Source organism: Pseudomonas sp. B7(2017) (assembly GCF_002112745.1).
Taxonomy (GTDB): domain Bacteria; phylum Pseudomonadota; class Gammaproteobacteria; order Pseudomonadales; family Pseudomonadaceae; genus Aquipseudomonas; species Aquipseudomonas ekonensis.
The window spans coordinates 159,934-177,279 of the sequence record NZ_NEIP01000003.1 but is presented as its reverse complement, the minus strand read 5'-3'; the positions used below and the strand labels follow the sequence as shown (position 1 = coordinate 177,279).

The window sequence follows — 17,346 nt, the reverse complement described above, 5'->3', positions numbered from 1 at the left end:
TCAGTTGAATCGATAACTGCCGGAGAATTCCCGTGAGTGCCAAATCGGATGCCCTGTTCGTTCCCCTGAATATTGCCGTGCTGACGGTCAGCGATACCCGCGACTACGCCAGCGACACGTCCGGCCAGTTGCTGGTCAGCCGTCTGTTGGAGGCCGGCCACACCCTCAGCGAGCGCAACCTGCTCAAGGATGACCTGTACAAGATCCGCGCCCAGGTGGCGAACTGGATCGCCGACGACGGCATCCAGGTGGTGCTGATCACCGGCGGCACCGGGTTCACCGGCCGCGACAGCACGCCGGAAGCGGTGGCCTGCCTGCTGGACAAGCAGATCGACGGCTTCGGCGAGCTGTTCCGCGCCATCTCGATTCTCGACATCGGCACCTCCACCGTGCAGAGCCGTGCGCTGGCCGGGCTGTCCAACGGCACCCTGGTGTGCTGCCTGCCGGGCTCGACCGGCGCCTGCCGCACCGCGTGGGAAGGCATCCTGGCCGAGCAGTTGGACAACCGTCACCGCCCGTGCAATTTCGTCCCGCACCTCAAGCCGGTGCAGGCCTGCGGGCCGCGCGGATGAGCCGCGCGCCGTTGATGCCGGTCGAGGAAGCCCTCGACCAATTGTTGGCGATGGCCGACGCGCAACGTCTGCCGGACAGCGAACCGGTGCCGCTCGACGAGGCGAGGGGACGGGTGCTGGCCAGCGACCTGGTGGCGACCCTGGATCTGCCGCCCTGGCCGAACAGCGCCATGGACGGCTACGCCTTGAGCTTGGCCGACCTGCACCGCCAGCCACTGGCCGTGTCCCAGCGGGTCTATGCCGGTCTGGCGCCGGATGCGCTGCTGCCCGGCACCTGCGCGCGGATCTTCACCGGCGCGCCGGTGCCGCCGGGGGCCGACTGCGTGGAGATGCAAGAGAACACCGAAGTGCTGGAGGACGGCCGGGTGCGTTTTCTGCAACCGCTGAAGGCCGGCCAGAACATCCGCCCCCAAGGCCAGGAAAACCGGGCCGGCGATGTGCTGCTGCGCGCGGGCAAACGCCTGGGGCCGTTCGAGTTGGCGGTGGCGGCGGGGCAAGGCCTGACGCACCTGCCGGTGGTGCGCCGCCCGCGGGTGGCGTTGCTGTCCACCGGTGATGAACTGGTCGAGCCCGGCCAACCGCTGCGCCCCGGCAGCATCTACAACAGCAACCGCACGCTGCTCAGCCATTGGTTGGGCGAGCTGGGCTGCGAGGTGATCGACGCCGGCATCCTGCCGGACCGTCCGGCGCAGACACGGCTCAAGCTTGAGCAGTTGCAGGTGGCCGCGGACCTGATCCTCACCACCGGCGGCGTGTCGGCGGGGGATGCCGACTGCCTCGGCCAGGTGCTGCGCGACGACGGCAAACCGCTGCTGTGGAAGTTGGCGATCAAACCCGGCAAGCCGCTGACGGTGGGCCGCTTCGGCGCCGTGCCGGTGATCGGCCTGCCGGGCAATCCGACGTCGGCGCTGGTGACGTTCGGCTTGCTGGCGCGGCCGTATCTGCTGCGCATCCAGGGCGTGGAAGAGGTGATGCCGCTGAGCGTCACGGTGGCCGCCGGCTTCGACTGGCCCAAGCCCGGCAGTCGCCGCGAGTACCTGCGGGTGCGGCTGGAGGCGGGACGGGCGGTGCTGTACCCGAACCAGAGCTCCGGCGTGCTGCTGGGCGCGACCTGGGCGGACGGCCTGGCGGAGATCCCCGAGCATACGACCCACCGTGCGGGCGACCCGTTGCGTTTCATTCCCTTCAGCGAACTGTTCTGAGCCCTGTGCGGGTTGAACGCTGAACCCTGCGCGGCGCCTCGACGGGCGCCATCGCCAGCAGGCGGGCTCCCACAGGTTTGTGTCGTTCACGGATTGAGCAAGGATCCTGTGGGCGCTGGCCCTGCAAGGCATGGCGGCCGTGTCGGCGACTACACTGTCCAGCCATTCGCAATCCGCAAGGAATGATTCCGGCGCTCCACAGTCGGAGTTCAGGTATCCGCCTACCCAGGAGCTTCACCGATGAACAGCAAAACCCTGATCGCCACCCTGGCCCTGGCCGCCGGCCTCGCCGCCACCGGAACACCCCTGCAAGCGGCCGAGACCTCCAGCGCCCCGAGCGTGCAGTCCCCGACCGGCAACCGCGCCTTGAAGGTCAACGACCGCGCTCCGGACCTCTACCAACGCAACGAAAAGGCAATCACCGACTGGCGCCGCAAAGGCCTCAGGGATCCCGAGCCACAGGCGCAATGGGTACAGATCGACGACAAATACGTGATGGTGATGATCACCAACGGGACCATTGTTGAGATTCAGCCGGTGGTGCGTTGAGCCTGTGGCCGCACTTGGTCAGGGAAGACTGATTGCACACCCAAATCCTGAGCGTCACTCGACGCGAGTGCCGCTCAACACCTGACCGCCCCCCAACCGATACTGATTGTTCCCGCTGCGCTTGGCCTCGTACATCGCGAGGTCAGCGATGTGCAGCAGGCGATCCATGGTCGGCGCATGGTCGGGAAACACCGCGACCCCCAGGCTGCTGCCGATGTGGCGCTGGTCGTTGCCGATGGTGATCGGCGGGGACAGTTCGACGAAGATCTTCTGGCAGATGCGGCGGGCTTCGTCCGGCAGGTTCAGGCCCGGCGCCAGGCCCTGGAGGATGACCACGAACTCGTCGCCGCCGATCCGCGCGACGGTGTCGCTGGCGCGCAGGATGCGCTTGAGGCGGGTGGCGGTGGTGATCAGCACGCGGTCGCCGGCGGCGTGGCCGTAACGGTCGTTGATTGCCTTGAAGCCGTTGAGGTCCACGAACACCAGGGCCACACGGGTCGCGGTGAGCCGCGCCTGCTCCAGCGCCTGAGACAGGCGTTCCTCCAGCACCAGGCGATTGGGCAGGCCCGTCAGCGGGTCGAAGTGGGCCAGGTGCTGAAGGTAACTGGCCGAGGCCTTCTCCTCGGTGATGTCGCGCACCACGCCCATCATCTTGATCATCGTGTCGTGGTCGTTCTTCACCACGTTGCCGGTTTCCCGCAGCCAGCGGATGGTGCCGTCGGGCCAGACCACACGGTATTCCTCGTCGTGGTTCTCGCCGGTCTCCAGGCACCGCAGCTCGCCGGCCCGCACCTTGGCGCGGTCGTCCGGATGCACGCAGGAGCAGAACAGCGCGTAGGAGGGCGTCACTTCACCGATCTTGAACCCGAACATGCCGAAGATCGCGTCCGACCAATACAACCGGTCCGTGTCGACCTCCCAATCCCAGGTGCCGATCCGGGCAAAATACTGACTGCGCTTGAAACGCTCGGCGTCGCCGTCCTGCCGGATGTGCGGGCCCTCGGCGGCGCGGGTCAGCAGTTCGCGGTACTCGGCGAGCTGCCGGCGCAAGGCTCGCTCGCGCCGGATCAAGACAATGATCACAGCCAGCATGACGGTGCCGAGGGCCAGGCTGATCCAGAATTGAGTCATTCAAGCGCTGCCGTCATGGCGTATCGGTCCGAGAGTGATGGCGGGTGGCTATCTTAAATCACACGACAATTGGGATGCATCGCATTCTTCCTGATCGGCACTAGACTTGTCGGTTATGCAATGAACGCGGCCACAGGCCTTTGGCAGGGAGACTATCGGTGTGACTCAGCCAAGCACGACAGCGGGAGTGCCTTCGGCAGACGGTTCGCCGTTGTCCACTCACTTCGGCGGGCCGACCCTCTTGTTTGGCGCCTATCTGTTTTTCTATTCCTGGCTGCATCTGTTTTATTACTTCAAGACGTTCGGCATTTCCCTGATCTCGCTGGACATCTCCATTTATTTTTATCTTGCGTTCGCTTGGACGGCCGCGAAGCTGTTCGGCGTGTGGGTTCCGATCATTCTGGCGGTGGGAGCCATTGTTTACGTCGGGCTGAACAGTGCCTGGGCGCTTGATCAGAAACCGTTCTGGCATTTCATTCATAAAGTGCTGTTTGTGCTGTTTCTGGTCGGCGGCTTATGGGGCACAGCCAGTCTGGCCGAGTATTTCGGCACCTTGCAGGCGCAGCAGGTGCGGGACGGCGGTGTGCTGCGCCCCGTTCAACTGCATTTCGAGGAAAAGTACGCGAAGGTTTTCCCTGCGGTGCTTGGGCAGCCTCTACAGACAAAAGACAGCGCGACGGAAGCCGTACTGCTCATCGAAACCGACACGACGTATTACGTGCTGGTGCAGAAAGTGCTGATGAGGACAAACAGCCAACCGCAGCGTTATGACTCGTTCGGCAATGTTTACCAGATACCCAAGAAACAAGTGTCCTACATCGGATATGAAATACCTGACGGCACACGGATCGCCCGGAAGCGCTTCGACTGGCTTCCGTGACGGCAACACTGATTGGATCGATGGCAGGTGTGCGATGAATAAACACGTGATCACGCTGATGTTGACGTTGCTGGCCTATGGCGCCCAGGGCGAACAGATCTTGAAGTTGCCCACCGGTGAAAAGTACCTGGGGCTGGCGACATCCGACCAGTCAGGCATTTTCGTCGACTGCAACAAAGAGCCTCATCGTCTGGCGGACGGTGAGATACAGCCCACCAGCCAGACGTGCGTAGGCAGCGGCGGCATTTATGCGTGGGATCCGACGCTGATAACGATTTCCCCCCTTGAAGTCGTCAGCGTCGATGCGAAGAAAAAACAGATCGAAGTGCGTGAAGGCGATACCGTCAAACTCCTGGATCTGCATGGCATTCCCCCGTCGCGTTTTACTGAGTTCACAATAGGCAGTCAGATTGGCGTGGTCGCCGACAAGAAGCGCAGTGCCAACACTTCAATCGTGACAGAGGCGATTTTCGACAAGGACTTCGCCGTGGATGCCAAAGACAAGCAGGACAAAAGCATGGCCTGGAAGCAGGGCCATCCGGACGCCGGGGCCATGTAATGAGTTGCCGAGCGAGTGTTTTTCTGAGAAAAGCCTCCGCTCAATACTCGGAATAAAGCACTGCCATGAACGAACAGCTTCAAGTTATCGATCTGCAGGTGGGCGAAGGCAAGGCCGCCGTCAAAGGCGCATTGATCACCACCCAATACACCGGCTGGCTGGAGGACGGCACCGAGTTCGACTCGTCCTGGAGCCGGGGCAAGCCGTTCCAGTGCGTGATCGGCACCGGTCGGGTGATCAAGGGCTGGGACCAAGGCCTGATGGGCATGCAAGTGGGCGGCAAGCGCAAACTGCTGGTGCCGGCGCACCTGGGGTACGGCGAGCGCACGATGGGCAAGATCCCGCCGAACTCGAACCTGGTGTTTGAGATTGAGTTGCTGGAGGTGTTGACGCGGGAGGATTGAGCCAGGGCTCATGTTTGGCGGTCGGTGGGCCGACGTCATCGCGAGCAGGCTCGCTCCCACAGAGGAGTGCAGTCACCCTGTGGGAGCGAGCCTGCTCGCGATGAACGAAGACGCGGTCTTTCAGGCGGCCATCGCCTTTGCTTCCAGCCGGTGGAACGCTGAGGTTTCCCATGACGGGAACCGGCGTTTCAGCCGTTCGAGCGTGGGCAACAGTTGTTCCGGATCCAGCGCATCGAGCTGTCCGAGTGCCTGCACGGCGGACGCCACCACCGATTCCCTTTCACTTTCGTAGAGCGCCAGGCAGGTTCTTTGGGCCCAGCGGTGATCCCGCTCGTTGAGGCCGATGGACATCAGGGCCGCGACGACGTGTGCATCTGGTTGATGAGGCATGGTCGGTTCTCCCGGTGTGTGGCGAGGAACGAGCGCCCTCGCCACGGGGTTGCTCAGCGGTTGGGCGGGTCGATGTTGTCGAGGGCGCGGTTGACGGCCAGTTCGCCGAGCATCACCACTTGGGCGATGCCCAGCACGGTGTTGCGGTAGGGCGGTTCCAGCAGGGCGGCGAAGTCGTTGAGCAGGGTGTTGGCCGAGGCCATGGATTCGCAGGCGTGGGCCAGCAGGGATTCCTGGTCCATGTCCGGGGCGATGAGGAACATCGGCCGGGATCTTCGTCGTTTCGGGGCTTCGGGCTTGAGGTAGTGGTCGAGGGCGCGCTCGGCGGCTTCGTGGAGCTTGCGGGAGTCGGGGGTGGAGTAGGGCGAGGTTGGATCGGATTCGTCAGTTTCTGTTTCTGGTGGATTAGGCGTGTACTTGAACATATGTGAGACCTCGAAGATTAAGGCTGCCTACCCGTCGCGACTAATCGAGGGGGAGGCGGCTGCACGCAGGTTAGTCGACCGGCAGGTCTCACGAATCCGGCGCGCCCGAAGGCGCCCTGCGTACAGCCACCATAGAGAGCAGGTACTGAAAAACCCGCCTGAATGGCTGCTTTACAATTCGTGAGACGTCGGGCGACTAAACCCGATCACTGACCCTTCAGTGACGCGAATCAAGTTACCGACGCCCCCCAAACCGCACAAGCCGGCGGATTCTGGCGCAGTTGTAGGCAAAGGCGCAAGGCAACGTAGCCTGGCGGATGATGCTGAAATGATGCTTTATTTTTCGGGGGTTCAGGCCGTCCAGCCCTGTGGTGCCCTCACTGACGCCATCGCCAGCAGGCTGGCTCCCACAGGGTACTGCGGTGAACTCAGATTCAGCATCCACCCGAGACCCACTGTGGGAGCCAGCCTGCTGGCGATGGCGCCGGTAAAGGTAATGCAGGCTGAGACCGGAGCATGGATCTCGCGGCACTCCATTCATCCCTTCCCCCGAAAACCACCTTGCCAGGCCCGGGCCGAACGGCGATCATTGCGCCCAATATAGGGGTAGGGGGTATAGGTATGTCGCACACGCACGAACACAAGACCGAGCTGCTCAACCGGGTGCGGCGCATCGCCGGCCAGGTGCAGGCGGTGGAGCGGTCGCTGGAGGCCGAGGCCGACTGCGGCAAGACCCTGCACCTGATGGCGGCGATCCGTGGGGCGGTCAACGGCCTGATGGAGCAGTTCATCGAGGCCCATGCCCGTGAGCACGTCGCCCACCCCGACCTCAGCGACGAAGCCCGCGCCCAAGGCGTGGAAGAGTTGCTGCAAGCCATCCGCCGTTATTCCAAGTGAGCCCACACGCCATGACGCCCAACGCTCAACGCTTCGCCCACGACCATCAGTTCCTCGGCGCCTCCCACGACGAGAACGCTCGCCGCACCCTGTGGGTGGTGGCGCTGACCTTCGTGATGATGATCGGCGAAATCGCCGCCGGGTATATCACCGGCTCCATGGCGCTGCTGGCCGACGGCTTCCACATGGCGACCCACGCCGGCGCCTTGGGCATCGCGGCGGCGGCCTATGGGTTCGCCCGGCGCAACGCCAGCAACCGCCGCTACAGTTTCGGCACCGGCAAGGTCGGTGACCTGGCCGGCTTCGCCTCGGCCATGGTGCTGGGGCTGGTGTCGCTCGGCATCGCTGGCGAATCGGCCCTGCGCCTGTTCCAGCCGACCACGGTGGCCTTCGGCGAAGCCACGGTGATTGCCGTAGTGGGGCTGGCGGTCAACCTGGTCAGCGCCTTCATGTTGATGGGGCATCATGGCCATGACCACGGGCATCATCATGAACACGGCCACGACCACGGTCATCACCACCATCACGACAACAACCTGCGCTCGGCCTACATGCACGTACTGGCCGACGCGCTGACGTCGGTGCTGGCCATCGCCGCGCTGCTGGCGGGCCGGTATCTGGGTTGGGTGTGGCTGGATCCGGTGATGGGCATCGTCGGCGCCGTGGTCATCGCCAAGTGGGCGTACACCCTGATGCGCGACAGCGCCGCCGTGCTGCTCGACGCCACCGACGAGCCGGTGGCCGAAGAGATCCGCGAGCTGCTGGAAGCCTCGGACGATGTGCGCATCAGCGACCTGCACGTCTGGCAGGTCGGCCCGCAGGCGCGGGCGGCCATCGTCAGCGTGGTGGCGGCCGCCGGCGTCAGCGCCGAGGCGATCCGCGAGCGTCTGGCGCCGGTGCATGAGCTGTCGCACCTGACCGTCGAACTGCGCAGCGCCTGACCTGCGGCACGCCGAAAGGCTGACGCACGGGCATGAAAAAGCCCCTCACCGATCGCTCGGTGAGGGGCTTTTGCGTTGCCGGGCGTCAGGTCAGACCTTGACGATCCAGCCCGCCGGCGCTTCGATGTCGCCGGTCTGCACGCCGGTCAGCTCTTTGTAGAGCTTCTGGGTGACCGGGCCGACTTCGGTTTCGCTGTGGAACACGTGCAGGTGGTCCTGGTAGCTGATGCCGCCGATCGGGGTGATCACGGCGGCGGTGCCGCAGGCGCCGGCTTCTTTGAAGTCCGACAGCTTGTCGATGAACACGTCGCCTTCGACCACTTCCAGGCCCAGGCGGGTCTTGGCCAGTTCGATCAGCGACAGGCGGGTGATGCCCGGCAGCACCGACGGCGAGTTCGGGGTGACGAACTTGTTGTCGTGGGTGATCCCGAAGAAGTTGGCCGAACCGACTTCCTCGATTTTCTTGTGGGTCAGCGGATCCAGGTAGATGGCGTCGGCGAAGTGCGCCTTCTTGGCCTGGGAGCCCGGCATCAGGCTGGCCGCGTAGTTGCCGCCGACCTTGGCGGCGCCGGTGCCTTGCGGGGCGGCGCGGTCGAAGGTGGAGATCTGGAAGTTGTGCGGGGTCAGGCCGCCCTTGAAGTAGGCGCCGACCGGGATCGCGAACACCGAGAAGATGAACTCCGGCGCGGTGCGCACGCCGATGTTGTCACCCACGCCGATCACGAACGGACGCAGGTACAGCGCGCCGCCGGTGCCGTACGGCGGGATGAAGCGCTCGTTGGCGCGGACCACTTGCTTGCACGCCTCGATGAACTGCTCGGTGGACACGTGCGGCATCAGCAGGCGGGCGCAGCTGCGCTGCATGCGGGCGGCGTTCTGGTCCGGGCGGAACAGGTTGATCGAGCCGTCCTTGCAACGGTAGGCCTTCAGGCCTTCGAAGCACTGCTGGCCATAGTGAAGGGCGGTGGAGCCTTCGCTGATGTGCAGCACGTTGTCTTCGGTCAGGGTGCCTTTGTCCCACTCGCCGTTGCGAAAGTACGACAGATAGCGTTTGTCGGTCTTGATGTAGTCAAAACCCAGCTTGTCCCAATTGATGCTTTCGTTACCCATGACACCCTCTATCACTGAACAACCGTCGAAACGGTCAAGGCTTCTGACGTTTTTTTGGATGGGCACAACAATACTTCATTCTGATCCGGTTTCGCAGCCCGGACTATCGGATGACGGGCAGATAAATCGTGTCGCCCTTGAGAAATCGCGGGCAAGCCCGCTCCCACAGGCCTTGCGGTGACCGTAGATTCTGCGGGCAGCCTGATCCCCTGTAGGAATCAGCCCGCCGCATCAGTGTGAACGACACAAAACCTGTGGGAGCGGGCTTGCCCGCGAAGGGGCCATCACTGACCCCCCTCTATCTTCCTGAATCAAATGTGCAAGGCATGCCCCAAGGCCCGCAGCGCCGCTTCCTGCACCGCCTCGCCCAGGGTCGGGTGGGCGTGGATGGTGCCGCCGATGTCTTCCAGCCGCGCGCCCATCTCCAGGCTTTGGGCAAACGCCGTGGACAGCTCCGACACGCCGACGCCGACCGCTTGCCAGCCGACGATCACATGGTTGTCGCGGCGGGCGACCACCCGCACGAAGCCGCTTTTGGACTCCAGCGTCATGGCCCGGCCGTTGGCCGCGAACGGGAAGCTCGACACGATGCAGTCCAGCCCTGCGGCCTTGGCCTCGTCCGGCGTCTTGCCGACCACCACCAGCTCCGGGTCGGTGAAGCACACGGCGGCGATGGCGGTGGGGTTGAACTCGCGGGTCTTGCCGCTGATCAGCTCGGCGACCATTTCGCCCTGGGCCATAGCGCGGTGGGCCAGCATCGGCTCGCCGGCCACGTCGCCGATGGCGTAGACGTTGCGCATGCTGGTCTGGCAGCGGCTGTCGATCTTGATCGAGGCGCCGTTCATCTGAAGGTTCAGCGCTTCGAGGTTCCAGCCCTGGGTGTTGGGCTTGCGGCCGACGGCCACCAGCACCTGGTCGGTTTCCAGGTTCAGGGTTTCGCCGTTCGGGTCGCGCACCTGCAGTTTGCCGTCGAAGCCCAGGACGCTGTGCTTGAGGTACAGCTTCACGCCCAGTTGCTTGAGGGCTTCGTGCACCGGTTGGGTCAGTTCGGCGTCGTAGGCCGGCAGGATCCTGTCCTGGGCCTCGACCACGCTGACTTCGGCGCCGAGCTTGCGGTAGGCGATGCCCAGTTCCAGGCCGATGTAGCCGCCGCCGACCACGATCAGGCGCTTGGGCACCGACGTGGGCGCCAGGGCTTCGGTGGACGAGATGATCGGCCCGCCGATCGGCAGCATCGGCAGGTCGACGGTCTTCGAGCCGGTGGCCAGCACCAGGTGTTCGCACTGGATGCGGGTGTCGCCGACCTCGACGGTCTTGCCGTCGATGACCTTGGCCCAGCCGTTGATGACCTGCACTTTGTTCTTCTTCAGCAGCGCCGCCACGCCGGTGGTCAGGCGGTCGACGATGCCGTCCTTCCACTCGACGCTCTTGCCGATGTCGAGGGTCGGCGCGCCGACGCTGATGCCCAGCGCCGAATGCTGGCTGTGGTGCTGCGTCTGCTGGAACTGCTCGGCCACATGGATCAGGGCCTTGGACGGGATGCAGCCGATGTTCAGGCAGGTGCCGCCCAGCGAGCGGCCTTCGACCAGGATGGTCGAGATGCCGAGCTGGCCGGCGCGGATCGCCGTCACGTAGCCGCCGGGGCCGCCGCCGATGATCAGCAGGGTGGTGTTCAGGGTTTGCATGCGTGCCTCACTCCACAAACAGGGTCGCGGGTTGTTCGAGCAGGCCACGGATGGCCTGGATGAAGAGCGCCGCGTCCATGCCGTCGACCACGCGGTGATCGAAGGAGCTGGAGAGGTTCATCATCTTGCGGATCACCACCTGGCCTTTGACGACCATCGGCCGTTCGACGATTTTGTTCACGCCGACGATGGCCACTTCCGGCAGGTTCAGCACCGGGGTGCTGACGATGCCGCCCAGCGCGCCGAGGCTGGTCAGGGTGATGGTCGAGCCGGACAGTTCGTCGCGGCTGGCCTTGCCGTTGCGCGCGGCGTTGGCCAGGCGGGCGATCTCTGCGGCGCTGTCCCACAGGCTGCGGGCTTCGGCGTGGCGCACCACCGGCACCATCAGGCCGACGTCGCTCTGGGTGGCGACGCCGACATGCACCGCACCGAGGCGGTGGATGACCTGGGCCTCGTCGTCGTAACGGGCGTTCATCTGCGGGAAGTCGCGCAGGGCGACGACCAGCGCCCGCACCAGGAACGGCAGCAGGGTGAGCTTGCCGCGGTTGGCGCCGTGCTTGTCGTTCAGATGCGCGCGCAGCTCTTCGATGGCGGTGACGTCGATTTCCTCGACGTAGCTGAAGTGCGCGGCGCGCTGGGTGGATTCCTGCATGCGCTGGGCGATCTTGCGGCGCATGCCGATCACCGGGATCTGCTCTTCGTCGTTGCGCTGGGCGTAAGCGTTGGCGGCAGGCGCCGAAGCGTTCGACTGACCTTGCGCCAGGTAGGCGTCGAGGTCTTCGTGCAGCACCCGGCCGGCCGGGCCGGAACCGCGCACCAGGCGCAGCTGGATGCCCAGGTCCAGCGCGTGCTTGCGCACCGCCGGGGAGGCCAGCGGACGGTCGCCGGCCTCGCGGGCCACCATCGGGCCCTGGCAAACGGCGGCCGGACGCGGTGCGGCGGCAGGTTTGCTTTCGATGACGGCCTCGACCTTCGGCGCCACGGGGGCCGGGGCTTCCTTGACCGGAGCCGGCGCGGCGGACTCCTTCAGGTTGCCGGCGCCTTCGACTTCGATGCTGATCAGCACGCTGCCGACGGCCATCACTTCACCTGGCTGCCCGCCGAGGGCGATGACCTTGCCGTGCACCGGCGACGGGATGTCGACCATGGCCTTGTCGGTCATGACGTCGGCCAGCACCTGGTCTTCGACGACCAGATCCCCGACCTTGACGTGCCACTGCGACAGTTCTACTTCTGCGATGCCTTCGCCGATGTCCGGCATTTTAATGACGTGCGTGCCCATTCAGACCTCCATGACCCGTTTCAACGCCGCGCCCACTCGGGACGGCCCTGGGAAATACGCCCACTCCTGCGCGTGCGGGTAGGGGGTGTCCCAACCGGTGACGCGCTCGATCGGGGCTTCCAGGTGATGGAAGCAATGCTCTTGCACCAGCGACACCAGCTCGGCGCCGAAACCGCAGGTGCGGGTGGCTTCGTGCACCACGACGCAGCGGCCGGTCTTCTTCACGGACTTGACGATGGTCTCAAGGTCCAGCGGCCACAGGCTGCGCAGGTCGATGACCTCGGCGTCCACGCCGCTCTCTTCGGCGGCCACCTGCGACACGTAGACGGTGGTGCCGTAGGTCAGCACGGTCACGTCCTTGCCCGGACGGGTGATGGCGGCGACGTCCAGCGGCACGGTGTAGTAGCCGTCCGGCACCTGGGCGGCGGGGTGTTTCGACCACGGGGTCACCGGGCGGTCGTGGTGGCCGTCGAACGGGCCGTTGTACAGGCGCTTGGGCTCCAGGAAGATCACCGGGTCATCGTTTTCGATGGAGGCGATCAGCAGGCCTTTGGCGTCGTAGGGGTTGGACGGCATGACGGTGCGCAGGCCGCAGACCTGGGTGAACAGGGCCTCGATGCTCTGGCTGTGGGTCTGGCCACCGTAGATGCCGCCGCCGCAGGGCATGCGCAGGGTCATCGGCGCGGTGAACTCGCCGGCCGAGCGGTAGCGCAGGCGCGCCGCCTCGGAAATGATCTGGTCGTAGGCCGGGTACACGTAGTCGGCGAACTGGATTTCCACCACCGGGCGCAGGCCGTAGGCGCCCATGCCCACGGCGGTGCCGACGATGCCGCTCTCGGAGATCGGTGCGTCGAACACCCGCGAGGTGCCGTATTTGGTCTGCAGGCCTTCGGTGCAACGGAACACGCCGCCGAAGTAGCCGACGTCCTGGCCGAACACCACGACGTTGTCGTCGCGCTCAAGCATCACGTCCATGGCCGAGCGCAGGGCCTGGATCATGGTCATGGTGGTCGTGGTCATGGCGGTTTCCAGCTGGATATTGTTGTTGTGATCGTTCATCTCAGACCCCCAACTGCTGACGCTGGCGCTTCAAGTGCTCCGGCATCTCTTTGTATACGTCTTCGAACATGGTCGCGGCGCTCGGGATCTGCCCGCTGGTGAGGGTGCCGTGCTGCTCGGCCTGCTTCTGGGCGGCGATGACTTCGGCCTCGATCTCGGCGCTGGCGGCGGCGTGCTCTTCCTCCGACCAGTGGCCGATCTTGATCAGGTGCTGCTTCAGGCGAGCGATCGGGTCGCCCAGCGGGAAGTGGCTCCAGTCGTCGGCCGGGCGGTACTTGGACGGATCGTCGGAGGTCGAGTGCGGGCCGGCGCGGTAGGTGACCCATTCGATCATGGTCGGGCCCAGGCCCCGGCGGGCGCGTTCGGCGGCCCAGGCGGAGGCGGCGAAGGCGGCGACGAAGTCGTTGCCGTCCACGCGCAGGGAAGCGATGCCGCAGCCGACGCCGCGTCCGGCGAAGGTGGTGGCTTCACCGCCGGCGATGGCCTGGAAGGTGGAGATCGCCCACTGGTTGTTGACCACGTTGAGGATCACGGGGGCGCGATAGACGTGGGCGAAGGTGAGGGCGGTGTGGAAGTCCGATTCGGCGGTGGCGCCGTCGCCGATCCAGGCCGAGGCGATTTTGGTGTCGCCCTTGATCGCCGAGGCCATGCCCCAGCCCACGCCCTGGATGAATTGGGTGGCGAGGTTGCCGGAGATGGTGAAGAAACCGGCGTCCTTGACCGAGTACATGATCGGCAGCTGGCGACCCTTGAGCGGATCGCGCTCGTTGGACAGCAACTGGCAGATCAAATCCACCAGCGGCACTTCGCGGGCCATCAGGATGCTTTGCTGGCGGTAGGTCGGGAAGCACATGTCATCGATGTTCAGCGCCAGGGCCTGGGCGCTGCCGATGGCTTCCTCGCCGAGGCTCTGCATGTAGAACGACATCTTTTTCTGACGCTGGGCGACCACCATGCGGTTGTCGTAGATGCGCGTCTTGAGCATGGCGCGCATGCCCTTGCGCAGGATCTCGACCGGCACGTCTTCGGCCCAGGGGCCGTGGGCGTTGCCCTGGTCGTCGAGCACGCGGATCAGGCCACGGGCCAGGTCTGCGGTGTCGGCGGGCTCTACGTCGATGGAAGGCTTGCGCATCGTGCCGGCGTCGGTCAGATGCAGGTAGGAGAAGTCGGTTTTGCAGCCTGGGCGGCCCGAGGGTTCGGGCACGTGCAGACGCAGCGGTTCATACGCTTGGGTCATGGCTTCTACGCTCGATCTTGTGAATTTCTTGTAGTGAGCTGACAGTCGTTCTTCGGTAAAAGAATTCTTGTCCTACAACAATCATAGGCCCGGCCAAGAAGAATATTTCTCTGTGTTTCGTTGCGCTGAAGATCATTTGCAGATAGAAAATCTGCATAAACATAAAAAACAGGTGGTTTTGTCTCATGCGCAAACTGGACCGTACCGACATCGGCATTCTCAACAGCCTTCAGGAGAATGCGCGCATCACCAACGCCGACCTCGCCCGTTCGGTCAACCTGTCGCCGACGCCGTGCTTCAACCGGGTCAAGGCGATGGAGGAACTGGGGGTGATCCGCGAGCAGGTGACCTTGCTCGATGCGGATCTTTTGGGCCTGCACGTCAACGTGTTCATCCATGTGAGCCTGGAGAAGCAGGTGGAGGAAGCCTTGCAGCATTTCGAAGAGGCGATCTCGGACCGCCCCGAAGTGATGGAGTGCTACTTGATGGCCGGCGACCCGGACTACCTGATCCGGGTGCTGGTGCCGACGATCCAGTCGCTTGAGCGCTTCATGATGGACTTTCTGACCAAGGTGCCGGGCGTGGCGAACATCCGCTCAAGCTTTGCGCTCAAGCAGGTGCGCTACAAGACCGCGCTGCCGCTGCCGGCGAACGGGTTGACCTTGGGCAGTTGAGCCCCACGGGCGGTCAGACGGAGGCGTACCTGTAGTTGAGCGCTTGCGTGTCGATCGTCTCTTGTACGGTGAAGGTCTGCGGCCACGGCGCCGGTTCGTTGTCCGGGTGGAAGACCAGGGTCTGATTCAGCAACGGCTCCGCAAATGGCTTGCCGCTGCTGCGGTGCTGTTGCTTCCAGCGTTCCCACAGCAGGTCCATGTAGCAGTGGTGCAGGAAGAAGATCGGGTCGTTGGGGGAGGACGCTTCCGCCATGTTGCCGCCGATCCAGCCATGCACCGGATTGTGCAACTGGCGTTGGGAGACCAATTCCCATCCGTTGGCATCTTGCTGGTAGGAGGGGCGATTGAGCACGTCGATCACCTCGTCCGGCCCGGGCAGCCTGCCGGCCTGCCCGAAGTTGCGGCGCAGACTGATGTTGTCCGGCGTGGGAGCGATGTCGGTGTCCCATACGGCGACCCTGAACCGGTTGGCCTCCAGGGTGAACGGGCCGCTGATCAGGTGCTGCCGGTCCAGATTGTCGCCGTTGGCGCCCATGAAGTCCGAGGTGAAGGGGTTGTCGGCGCCGGTGAGCTGCCAGTTCCAGTAGGGCAGGGTGATGTCGGGGGCGTCGACGGCGGACTGCAGGGCCAGTTCGAACTGGCGCAGCAGGACTCGGTGCCAAGGGTAGAACAAAGGGGTGGCGTGGGGATTGGGAACCAGCGGATTGCCCCTGCCCATCGAGTTCTTGTGGATCTGCACGAAGTCGTCGTAGCGGCTCTGCTGTCCGGGCCGCAGCACGCTGTCGACATCGTTTTTCAGCGTGAGGACGGCCCTGACGAAACGGGATTTCTGATCCGGCGTCATGTCCCGGTGGTTGATGCGAATGTCCATATTGCGAAAACTCCATTGAATGTTTGCGCATTCGAGTTTCCGCATGGAGGACGCTTCGTTCAATTCGACCCTTTCGCCGGCACCCGTGGGAAAAAGAATCGCAAAGGTGTCGGGCATTCCGCCTCAAAAGGCATTGAGCGGAATTTTCAGGTACGTCACGCCGTTGCTTTCCGCCGGCGGCAGGTTGCCCGCCCGCACGTTCACCTGGATCGCCGGCAGCAGCAGCGTCGGCATGCCCAGCCCGGCGTCGCGCCGGGTGCGCATCTGGACGAACGCCGCCTCATCGATGCCGTCGTGCACATGGATGTTGCTTTTGCGCTGTTCGCCGACGGTGGTCTGGCACTGCGGGCCGCGGCCGGCCGGCGGGTAATCGTGGCAGACGTAGAGTTTGACGCTGGCGGGGAAGGCCAGCAGCTTGTGGATCGACTTGAACAATTGATGGGCGTCGCCGCCGGGGAAGTCGCAGCGGGCGGTGCCGACGTCCGGCATGAACAGGGTGTCGCCGACCAGGATCTGCTCGCCGTCGATCAGGTAGGCCATGTCCGCCGGCGTGTGGCCGGGGACGTGCAGGGCGGTGGCCTTGAGGCCGCCGATCATGAAGGATTCGCCGGGGGCGAACAGGTGATCGAACTGCGAGCCGTCGACGCAAAATTCCGGCTCCAGGTTGAACAGCGCCTTGAACACGTCCTGCACCTTGCTGATTGCCTGGCCGATGGCGATCTTGCCGCCCAGCTCCCGGCGCAGGTACGGCGCGGCGGAGAGGTGGTCGGCATGGGCGTGGGTTTCCAGCAGCCATTGCACGTGCAGGCCATGGGCGCGGACGAAGGCGATGATCTTGTCGGCCTGGGCGGTGCAGGTGCGGCCGGCAGCGCCGTCGTAGTCGAGCACCGGATCGACGATCGCGCACTGACCGCCGTCGGCCTCGTAGACCACGTAGCTGTAGGTCGAGGAGACGGGGTCGAGGAAGGCTTCAATCAGTGCGGGCATGGAGATGAACCTGTGAAAGGGGACGAGATGTCAGTCATGGGTTGCAACACTTTATGTAAAAACATAATGTTCGCAGCTTAAGTGACGTTGAAGGCTTCCTGCAAATGCAATCCAGTCTGACCGAATGTGAAGTCGCCCAACTGCGGGCGTCGGCCTCCAAGGCCTGTTCGCTGCTCAAGGCCCTGGCCAACGAGGACCGGCTGTTGATCCTGTGCCAGTTGACCCAGGGCGAACGCAACGTCGGCGACCTGGAAAAGATGACCGGCGTGCGTCAGCCGACCCTGTCCCAGCAGTTGGGCATCCTGCGCGATGAAGGGCTGGTCGCGACCCGCCGTGAAGGCAAGTACATTTTCTACGGCCTCGCCAGTCACGAAGTGATCCAGGTGATGAAAACCCTCTCGGGCCTGTACTGCGGCGCGGTGCTCAAGAGTTGGGAACAGCCCGGACCCCAATAACGAAACACGGCACCTGCGGGAGCGGGCCTGATCGCG

At 64.4% G+C, this 17,346-nt stretch carries 20 protein-coding genes; 10 read left to right on the top strand and 10 right to left on the bottom strand.

The annotated features are described in order from the left end of the window. Positions 1–32 precede the first annotated feature (32 nt). From moaB to CAG29_RS07210, 3 genes are all read left to right on the top strand, one after another. The gene (moaB, locus tag CAG29_RS07220; protein WP_085583371.1) at positions 33–572 is read left to right on the top strand and encodes a molybdenum cofactor biosynthesis protein B; all 540 of its coding nucleotides are present in this window, start codon (positions 33–35) and stop codon (positions 570–572) included. Next, a complete protein-coding gene (gene glp / locus CAG29_RS07215) occupies positions 569–1,774 on the top strand; it encodes a gephyrin-like molybdotransferase Glp (RefSeq protein WP_085694083.1) in 1,206 nt (401 codons plus the stop codon). Before moaB ends, glp begins: the two co-directional genes overlap by 4 nt. A gap of 240 nt (positions 1,775–2,014) precedes the next feature. After that, positions 2,015–2,323: an RcnB family protein gene (locus tag CAG29_RS07210; RefSeq protein ID WP_085694081.1), complete on the top strand. Its 309-nt coding sequence runs from the start codon at positions 2,015–2,017 to the stop codon at positions 2,321–2,323. Positions 2,324–2,377: 54 nt separating this feature from the next. Here CAG29_RS07210 and CAG29_RS07205 read toward each other — a convergent pair whose 3' ends face one another. Then, a complete protein-coding gene (locus CAG29_RS07205) occupies positions 2,378–3,454 on the bottom strand; it encodes a sensor domain-containing diguanylate cyclase (protein WP_085583377.1) in 1,077 nt (358 codons plus the stop codon). Positions 3,455–3,614: 160 nt separating this feature from the next. On the opposite strand from CAG29_RS07205, the gene CAG29_RS07200 reads away from it, so the two are divergent. From CAG29_RS07200 to CAG29_RS07190, 3 genes are all read left to right on the top strand, one after another. Beyond that, complete coding sequence (locus CAG29_RS07200; RefSeq protein WP_139831360.1) at positions 3,615–4,334, top strand: hypothetical protein; 720 nt, start codon at positions 3,615–3,617, stop codon at positions 4,332–4,334. Positions 4,335–4,368: 34 nt separating this feature from the next. Continuing rightward, a complete protein-coding gene (locus CAG29_RS07195) occupies positions 4,369–4,893 on the top strand; it encodes a hypothetical protein (protein ID WP_085583381.1) in 525 nt (174 codons plus the stop codon). Between the two features lie 65 nt (positions 4,894–4,958). Beyond that, a complete protein-coding gene (locus CAG29_RS07190; protein ID WP_085583383.1) occupies positions 4,959–5,297 on the top strand; it encodes an FKBP-type peptidyl-prolyl cis-trans isomerase in 339 nt (112 codons plus the stop codon). Between the two features lie 120 nt (positions 5,298–5,417). On the opposite strand, the gene CAG29_RS07185 is transcribed toward CAG29_RS07190, so the two are convergent. Continuing rightward, positions 5,418–5,687, bottom strand: a complete 270-nt coding sequence (locus CAG29_RS07185; protein ID WP_085634082.1) for a hypothetical protein — start codon at positions 5,685–5,687, stop codon at positions 5,418–5,420. Between the two features lie 53 nt (positions 5,688–5,740). Next, positions 5,741–6,112, bottom strand: coding sequence for a DUF6124 family protein (locus CAG29_RS07180; RefSeq protein ID WP_085656576.1), 372 nt, complete (start codon positions 6,110–6,112; stop codon positions 5,741–5,743). Positions 6,113–6,733: 621 nt separating this feature from the next. Here CAG29_RS07180 and CAG29_RS07175 point away from each other — a divergent pair. Further along, complete coding sequence (locus tag CAG29_RS07175; protein WP_085583389.1) at positions 6,734–7,009, top strand: metal/formaldehyde-sensitive transcriptional repressor; 276 nt, start codon at positions 6,734–6,736, stop codon at positions 7,007–7,009. 11 nt (positions 7,010–7,020) lie between these two features. After that, positions 7,021–7,950 (top strand): CDF family Co(II)/Ni(II) efflux transporter DmeF, encoded by a 930-nt coding sequence (gene dmeF, locus CAG29_RS07170; protein WP_085694079.1) that lies wholly within the window; start codon positions 7,021–7,023, stop codon positions 7,948–7,950. A 90-nt stretch (positions 7,951–8,040) separates the two neighbouring features. On the opposite strand, the gene CAG29_RS07165 is transcribed toward dmeF, so the two are convergent. From CAG29_RS07165 to CAG29_RS07145, 5 genes are all read right to left on the bottom strand, one after another. Then, a complete protein-coding gene (locus CAG29_RS07165) occupies positions 8,041–9,060 on the bottom strand; it encodes a branched-chain amino acid aminotransferase (protein WP_085583393.1) in 1,020 nt (339 codons plus the stop codon). Positions 9,061–9,371: 311 nt separating this feature from the next. Beyond that, the gene (lpdA, locus tag CAG29_RS07160; protein ID WP_085583396.1) at positions 9,372–10,745 is read right to left on the bottom strand and encodes a dihydrolipoyl dehydrogenase; all 1,374 of its coding nucleotides are present in this window, start codon (positions 10,743–10,745) and stop codon (positions 9,372–9,374) included. 7 nt (positions 10,746–10,752) lie between these two features. Beyond that, on the bottom strand, positions 10,753–12,027 hold the full coding sequence (locus tag CAG29_RS07155) for a dihydrolipoamide acetyltransferase family protein (protein WP_085694077.1): 1,275 nt from the start codon (positions 12,025–12,027) through the stop codon (positions 10,753–10,755). Then, positions 12,028–13,086, bottom strand: a complete 1,059-nt coding sequence (locus tag CAG29_RS07150; RefSeq protein WP_085583401.1) for an alpha-ketoacid dehydrogenase subunit beta — start codon at positions 13,084–13,086, stop codon at positions 12,028–12,030. It abuts the gene before it with no gap. A gap of 1 nt (position 13,087) precedes the next feature. Then, positions 13,088–14,323, bottom strand: coding sequence for a 3-methyl-2-oxobutanoate dehydrogenase (2-methylpropanoyl-transferring) subunit alpha (locus CAG29_RS07145; RefSeq protein ID WP_085583403.1), 1,236 nt, complete (start codon positions 14,321–14,323; stop codon positions 13,088–13,090). A 185-nt stretch (positions 14,324–14,508) separates the two neighbouring features. Between CAG29_RS07145 and bkdR the strand changes: the two genes are divergently transcribed. Beyond that, the gene (gene bkdR, locus CAG29_RS07140) at positions 14,509–14,997 is read left to right on the top strand and encodes a Bkd operon transcriptional regulator BkdR (RefSeq protein WP_007988200.1); all 489 of its coding nucleotides are present in this window, start codon (positions 14,509–14,511) and stop codon (positions 14,995–14,997) included. Positions 14,998–15,010: 13 nt separating this feature from the next. Here bkdR and CAG29_RS07135 read toward each other — a convergent pair whose 3' ends face one another. Both CAG29_RS07135 and CAG29_RS07130 read right to left on the bottom strand, forming a co-directional pair. Next, positions 15,011–15,985: a tyrosinase family protein gene (locus CAG29_RS07135; RefSeq protein WP_256576798.1), complete on the bottom strand. Its 975-nt coding sequence runs from the start codon at positions 15,983–15,985 to the stop codon at positions 15,011–15,013. A 6-nt stretch (positions 15,986–15,991) separates the two neighbouring features. Next, entirely contained in the window at positions 15,992–16,855 is an 864-nt protein-coding gene (locus tag CAG29_RS07130; protein WP_085583407.1) for an MBL fold metallo-hydrolase, read from the bottom strand. A gap of 104 nt (positions 16,856–16,959) precedes the next feature. Between CAG29_RS07130 and CAG29_RS07125 the strand changes: the two genes are divergently transcribed. After that, positions 16,960–17,310, top strand: a complete 351-nt coding sequence (locus CAG29_RS07125; RefSeq protein ID WP_085583409.1) for a helix-turn-helix transcriptional regulator — start codon at positions 16,960–16,962, stop codon at positions 17,308–17,310. Positions 17,311–17,346: the final 36 nt, after the last annotated feature.

What these genes read in the sequence shown, in the direction of transcription:
- CAG29_RS07185 (WP_085634082.1), bottom strand. Translation starts at nt 5,687, where the DNA reads ATGCCTCATCAACCAGATGCACACGTCGTCGCGGCCCTGATGTCCATC.
- CAG29_RS07150 (WP_085583401.1), bottom strand. Translation starts at nt 13,086, where the DNA reads ATGAACGATCACAACAACAATATCCAGCTGGAAACCGCCATGACCACG.
- dmeF (WP_085694079.1), top strand. Translation starts at nt 7,021, where the DNA reads ATGACGCCCAACGCTCAACGCTTCGCCCACGACCATCAGTTCCTCGGC.
- CAG29_RS07155 (WP_085694077.1), bottom strand. Translation starts at nt 12,027, where the DNA reads ATGGGCACGCACGTCATTAAAATGCCGGACATCGGCGAAGGCATCGCA.
- lpdA (WP_085583396.1), bottom strand. Translation starts at nt 10,745, where the DNA reads ATGCAAACCCTGAACACCACCCTGCTGATCATCGGCGGCGGCCCCGGC.
- CAG29_RS07190 (WP_085583383.1), top strand. Translation starts at nt 4,959, where the DNA reads ATGAACGAACAGCTTCAAGTTATCGATCTGCAGGTGGGCGAAGGCAAG.
- CAG29_RS07210 (WP_085694081.1), top strand. Translation starts at nt 2,015, where the DNA reads ATGAACAGCAAAACCCTGATCGCCACCCTGGCCCTGGCCGCCGGCCTC.
- CAG29_RS07165 (WP_085583393.1), bottom strand. Translation starts at nt 9,060, where the DNA reads ATGGGTAACGAAAGCATCAATTGGGACAAGCTGGGTTTTGACTACATC.
- CAG29_RS07180 (WP_085656576.1), bottom strand. Translation starts at nt 6,112, where the DNA reads ATGTTCAAGTACACGCCTAATCCACCAGAAACAGAAACTGACGAATCC.
- CAG29_RS07130 (WP_085583407.1), bottom strand. Translation starts at nt 16,855, where the DNA reads ATGCCCGCACTGATTGAAGCCTTCCTCGACCCCGTCTCCTCGACCTAC.
- CAG29_RS07195 (WP_085583381.1), top strand. Translation starts at nt 4,369, where the DNA reads ATGAATAAACACGTGATCACGCTGATGTTGACGTTGCTGGCCTATGGC.
- CAG29_RS07135 (WP_256576798.1), bottom strand. Translation starts at nt 15,985, where the DNA reads ATGCCCGACACCTTTGCGATTCTTTTTCCCACGGGTGCCGGCGAAAGG.
- bkdR (WP_007988200.1), top strand. Translation starts at nt 14,509, where the DNA reads ATGCGCAAACTGGACCGTACCGACATCGGCATTCTCAACAGCCTTCAG.
- CAG29_RS07175 (WP_085583389.1), top strand. Translation starts at nt 6,734, where the DNA reads ATGTCGCACACGCACGAACACAAGACCGAGCTGCTCAACCGGGTGCGG.
- glp (WP_085694083.1), top strand. Translation starts at nt 569, where the DNA reads ATGAGCCGCGCGCCGTTGATGCCGGTCGAGGAAGCCCTCGACCAATTG.
- CAG29_RS07145 (WP_085583403.1), bottom strand. Translation starts at nt 14,323, where the DNA reads ATGACCCAAGCGTATGAACCGCTGCGTCTGCACGTGCCCGAACCCTCG.
- CAG29_RS07205 (WP_085583377.1), bottom strand. Translation starts at nt 3,454, where the DNA reads ATGACTCAATTCTGGATCAGCCTGGCCCTCGGCACCGTCATGCTGGCT.
- CAG29_RS07125 (WP_085583409.1), top strand. Translation starts at nt 16,960, where the DNA reads ATGCAATCCAGTCTGACCGAATGTGAAGTCGCCCAACTGCGGGCGTCG.